Genomic DNA, 4,692 nt, shown 5'->3' with positions numbered 1-4,692 from the left:
GCGCGGCCGGATCAGTGGGCGACATAGCGGTCCAATCTCTTCTCGAGCACGTTCTGGCCGCTCGACAGCACGAGGCAGATCAGCCAGTAGATGAGCGCCGCCTCGAGGTAGAGCAGCATGAACTCGTTACTGAACGTGGCGATCTGCTGCGCCCGACGGAACAGCTCGGTCACCAGGATGAGCGAGGCGAGCGAGGTGTCCTTGACGAGGCTGATGAAGGTGTTCGACAGGGGCGGCACCGAGACACGCGCCGCCTGCGGCAGGATGATCCGGCGCAGCGTCTGCGCACGCGACATCCCGATCATGTGACCGGCTTCCCACTGTCCGACCGGCACGCTCAGGATCGCGGCGCGGATGACCTCGGCCGCGTAGCCGCCCACGTTGAGGGCGAACGCGATGATGGCGCTCGGCCACGGGTCGATCAGCAGGCCGAGCGACGGCAGGCCGTAGAAGATCACGAAGAGCTGCACGAGCAGCGGCGTGCCCCGGATGACCGAGATGTACACCCGCGCCGCGCCCGACACCACGCGCACCCGCGAGAGGCGGGCGAGAGCGACGCCGAGCGCGATGGCGAGCCCGAGCACAAAACTCGTCAGGGCCAGCGGGATGGTGCCGGTGACGGCGCCCGAGACGATGGGCCCGAGCGACGTCCACAGCAGCTCCCACTGGGATTCGGTCACTCGGTGACGTCTTCCCCGAAGTACTTCTCCGAGATCTCGGCGAGGGTACCGTCGGCGCGGAGTTCCCCGAGCGCGTCGTTCACGGCCGTGATGAGCGCCGATTCGCCCTTCTTCACGACGAAGGCGTTGCGAGAGGGATCGTCGGTCTCGGCAGCGATCTTCAGCCCCGCGGCTCCGGCCGCATCCGTCGCCTTGTAGTCGAGGAAGGTCAGCTTGTCGTTGATCGTCGCGTCGACGCGGCCCTGTTCGAGCAGCGCTACGGCCTGGGCCCACCCCTCGACCGACTCGACCTTGGCGCCGTTGGCCACCGCCAGTTCGTACCAGTTGCTCGACAACGACTGCGCCGTCGTCTTGCCGCTGAGGCTCTCGAGCGAGTCGATGCCCGACGTGTCCTTGCCGACGATGACGACGCCGGGGCTCACGGTGTACGGCTCGGAGAGTTCGTACTTCTCTTCGCGCTCGTCGGTGATCGACACCTGGTTGGCGATGATGTCGAACCGGCCCGCGTCGAGGCCGGCGAAGATCGCGTCCCACTGGGTCTCCTGGAACTCCGGCTCGACGCCGAGCTTCTCGGCGACCGCCGTGGCGATCTCGACGTCGAAGCCGGTGAGGTCGCCCGACGCATCGTGGAAGGTGAAGGGGCGGTAGGTGCCCTCGGTGCCGATCGTCAGCGTGCCCGAGTCCTGCACGTCGCTGAGGCTGGTGTCTGCACCCGCGTCGCCCTGCGCCTCGGGGGTCGATGCCGACTGGCAGCCGGACAGCGCGATGGCGGTGGCTGCGACGATGCCGACGACGGCGAGACGGGTGGTTTTCATAGTGGTTCCTTTTGCTGGGCGGGTGCTACCGACACGATACGAGCGGATGCGCCCCGTCGCGAATTCGTGTCCCCGTGTTGCGCGCGGACAGCAGATAGTGCAGGCACAGCGAAAGGGGTGCCGCTCCGAAGAGCGACACCCCCGTCGAGTGCTGTGTGGTCGTGACCCGCTAGTTAGCGGGCGTCGGCGAGAACGTAGCCCTCTTCACCGTGCACCACGGTGTCGATGCCGGCGATCTCGTCTTCGTTCTTCACGCGGAAGCCCATCGTCTTCTCGATGATGAAGCCGATGACGAACGCGAGCACGAACGAGTAGATCAGCACGGAGAGAGCCGCGATGAGCTGCACGATCAGCTGCGTGAACTCGCCGCTGTAGATGAGGCCGGTGCCGTTGGCGAAGAAGCCCAGGTACAGGGTTCCGATGAGACCACCGACGAGGTGGATGCCCACGACGTCGAGCGAGTCGTCGAAGCCGAACTTGAACTTCAGGTCGATCGCGAGTGCGCAGACGGCACCGGCGACGAGGCCGAGCACGATCGCCCAGAACGGGGTGAGCGAGCCACAGGCGGGCGTGATGGCGACGAGGCCGGCGACGGCACCCGAGGCGGCTCCCACAGAGGTGGGCTTGCCGTCCTTGAGCTTCTCGACGAGCAGCCACGCGAGCAGCGCCGCGGCCGGGGCCGCGATCGTGTTTACGAACGCGAGAGCCGCGGTGCCGTCGGCCGCGAGCTCGGAGCCGGCGTTGAAACCGAACCAGCCGAACCAGAGGAGGCCGGCGCCGAGCAGCACAAACGGCGGGTTGTGAGGAACGCTGACACCCTTTGCGAAGCCAACGCGCTTGCCCAGAACCAGTGCCAGCGCGAGCGCTGCCGCACCGGCGTTGATGTGCACGGCGGTTCCGCCGGCGAAGTCGATCGCGCCGACGCCGAAAACGTCCTGCAGACCGTGGGTCAGCCAGCCGCCGTAGGCGAAGCTGCCGTCTTCGGCGAGTCCGAAGTTGAAGACCCAGCTGGCGACCGGGAAGTAGACGACCGTGGCCCAGATGCCGGCGAAGACCATCCACGCGCCGAACTTGGCGCGGTCGGCGATCGCGCCGGAGACGAGGGCGACGGTGATGATCGCGAAGGTCGCCTGGAAGGCGGCGAAGGCGAGCGGGGGGTACGCCGCGTCTTCGGGCGTCTCGAGGAGGTTGGCGAGACCGAACGCGCCGGTGTCGATGGTCCACGGGGCGAGGGTGCCCTCGGCTCCGGGGAACGCGATGGCGTAGCCGTAGAGAACCCAGAGAACGCCGATGAGTCCCAGTGCGCCGAAGCTCATCATCATCATGCTGATAACGCTCTTGGCCTTGACGAGTCCTCCGTAGAAGAACGCCAGACCAGGGGTCATCAGCAGCACGAGGGCCGCGCAGATGAGAATGAAGGCGGTGTTGCCTTGATCCATAGTTTTACCTCTCTTACGTTTGCAAAGGATGCACCGTCGACAAACCTTTGACGCAGAGCGCAGGGGTTCCTCGGGTACGCACACAGTTTGTCGCCGCCAAGTTTCGGGGGCTGTGTGGGCGTGTTTCCGTTGTGTTACGCGAGAACGCCGCATGTAAACATCGTGTTTCCCGGCGGCGGGAATCAACCGTTAGTTGCTAGAGGCCCTCGCCCGAGGTGAGGGCGATCAGGCGCGAGACGGCGCGCAGGTATTTCTTGCGATAGCCGCCCGCGAGCATGTCGTCGGGGAAGACGCGGTCGAGGGCGACGCCGCTCGACATCACGGGAACCTGCGCGTCGTAGAGGCGGTCGACGAACGCCACGAACCGCAACGCGTCGGTCTGGCTCGTGAGCACGTGCACGTCGGTGAGGGCGACCGCGTCGAGGCCGTCGAGCAGTTTGACGTAGCGCGACGGGTGCACCTTCGCGAGGTGGGCCAGCACGTCGTCGAACCTGTCGACGGTGAGTGCGCCGCTGAACCTCGCCACGGCCGCCTCGAGTTCGTCGTCGTCCAGGGCGACGGCGTGACCCTCGATGTCGCGGCGACGGTAGTCGAGACCGTCGATGCGGATCGTCGTGAACTGGGCGGAGAGGGCGTCGATCTCGCGCAGGAAGTCCTGCGCCGCGAACCGGCCCTCGCCGAGCGCGTTGGGTGGCGTGTTCGAGGTGGCCGCGATGCGGGTTCCGGATGCCGCGAGCTCGCCGAGCAGGCGCGACATGATCCGCGTGTCCCCCGGGTCGTCGAGCTCGAACTCGTCGATGCAGATGAGCGAGGCCCCCCGCAGCACCTTCGCGGCGCCGGCATAGCCGAGGGCGCCCACGAGCGCGGTGTACTCGATGAACGTGCCGAAATACTTGCGGCCGGGAGCGGCGCGCCAGAGCGAGGCGAGCAGGTGGGTCTTGCCCACGCCGAAACCGCCGTCGAGATAGAGCCCCGGCAGCGATTCCTTGTTCTTGCGCCGCGAGAACAGGCCGCCGGGTCGCCAGCCGGCGATGAACGACTGCACCGCGGCGACGGCCTCGGTCTGCGACGGGTAGTTCAGGTCGGGGCGGTAGCTGTCGATGGTCGCCGTGTCGAACTGGCGCGGGGGAACGAGGTGGTCGACCATCTGCTCGCCCGTGAGCGTGGGGAGCCGGTCAGCGAGGTGATCGTGATTGCGGGTCGCGTCGCTCGTCATGGTCACCAATGCGTGTCGAAGTCTTACAGGCACCCAGCGTGCGGCACACCTATTGCGTATCGTCGTTGCGTGGGGTTCGGGTTTCAGCCTAGACCGCCGCCGCACGACACCCGCACTGACCAGGAGGCACCCATGGCCGTCGACGCCGACACACACCCGAAGTTCGCCGAGTACGCCCACCCCGAGCGCCTCGTCAGCACCGACTGGGCGGCCGCGCACCTCGACATTCCCGGCGTCGTGTTCGTGGAGAGCGACGAAGACGTGCTGCTCTACGAGACCGGCCACATCGAGGGCGCCGTGAAGATCGACTGGCACACCGACCTCAACGACCCGGTGGAGCGCGACTACATCGACGGCGCCGCGTTCGCGGAGCTGCTCGGTTCGAAGGGCATCACCCGCGGCACCACCGTCGTCATCTACGGCGACAAGAACAACTGGTGGGCCGCGTACGCCCTCTGGGTCTTCACCCTGTTCGGCCACGCCGATGTGCGCCTGCTCGACGGCGGCCGCGCGAAGTGGGAGGCCGAGGGGCGCGAGTACAC

General features: G+C 67.0%; 5 protein-coding genes. 1 reads left to right on the top strand and 4 read right to left on the bottom strand.

The genetic code is table 11. The features are described 5' to 3' along the window. Positions 1-11: 11 nt before the first annotated feature. The 4 genes from ACLQ6X_RS14970 to zapE all read right to left on the bottom strand — a co-directional run bounded on the left by ACLQ6X_RS14970 (position 12) and on the right by zapE (position 4,150). Positions 12-680 (bottom strand): amino acid ABC transporter permease, encoded by a 669-nt coding sequence (locus ACLQ6X_RS14970; protein ID WP_411700955.1) that lies wholly within the window; start codon positions 678-680, stop codon positions 12-14. Continuing rightward, positions 677-1,495: an amino acid ABC transporter substrate-binding protein gene (locus ACLQ6X_RS14965; RefSeq protein ID WP_411700954.1), complete on the bottom strand. Its 819-nt coding sequence runs from the start codon at positions 1,493-1,495 to the stop codon at positions 677-679. Before ACLQ6X_RS14965 ends, ACLQ6X_RS14970 begins: the two co-directional genes overlap by 4 nt. A 173-nt stretch (positions 1,496-1,668) precedes the next feature. After that, positions 1,669-2,934 carry an ammonium transporter gene (locus ACLQ6X_RS14960; protein ID WP_411700953.1) on the bottom strand — a complete coding sequence of 422 codons (1,266 nt, stop codon included), beginning with the start codon at positions 2,932-2,934 and terminating at the stop codon, positions 1,669-1,671. A 196-nt stretch (positions 2,935-3,130) separates the two neighbouring features. Continuing rightward, positions 3,131-4,150 (bottom strand): cell division protein ZapE, encoded by a 1,020-nt coding sequence (gene zapE, locus ACLQ6X_RS14955; protein ID WP_411700956.1) that lies wholly within the window; start codon positions 4,148-4,150, stop codon positions 3,131-3,133. Between the two features lie 132 nt (positions 4,151-4,282). Here zapE and ACLQ6X_RS14950 point away from each other — a divergent pair. Further along, on the top strand, positions 4,283-4,692 hold a 410-nt coding region (locus tag ACLQ6X_RS14950), incomplete at its 3' end, for a rhodanese-like domain-containing protein (RefSeq protein WP_411700952.1).

Origin of the sequence: Conyzicola sp. (genome assembly GCF_046714715.1) — a bacterium.
Lineage (GTDB): Bacteria > Actinomycetota > Actinomycetes > Actinomycetales > Microbacteriaceae > Conyzicola.
This window is presented reverse-complemented; position numbering and strand designations above follow the sequence as displayed.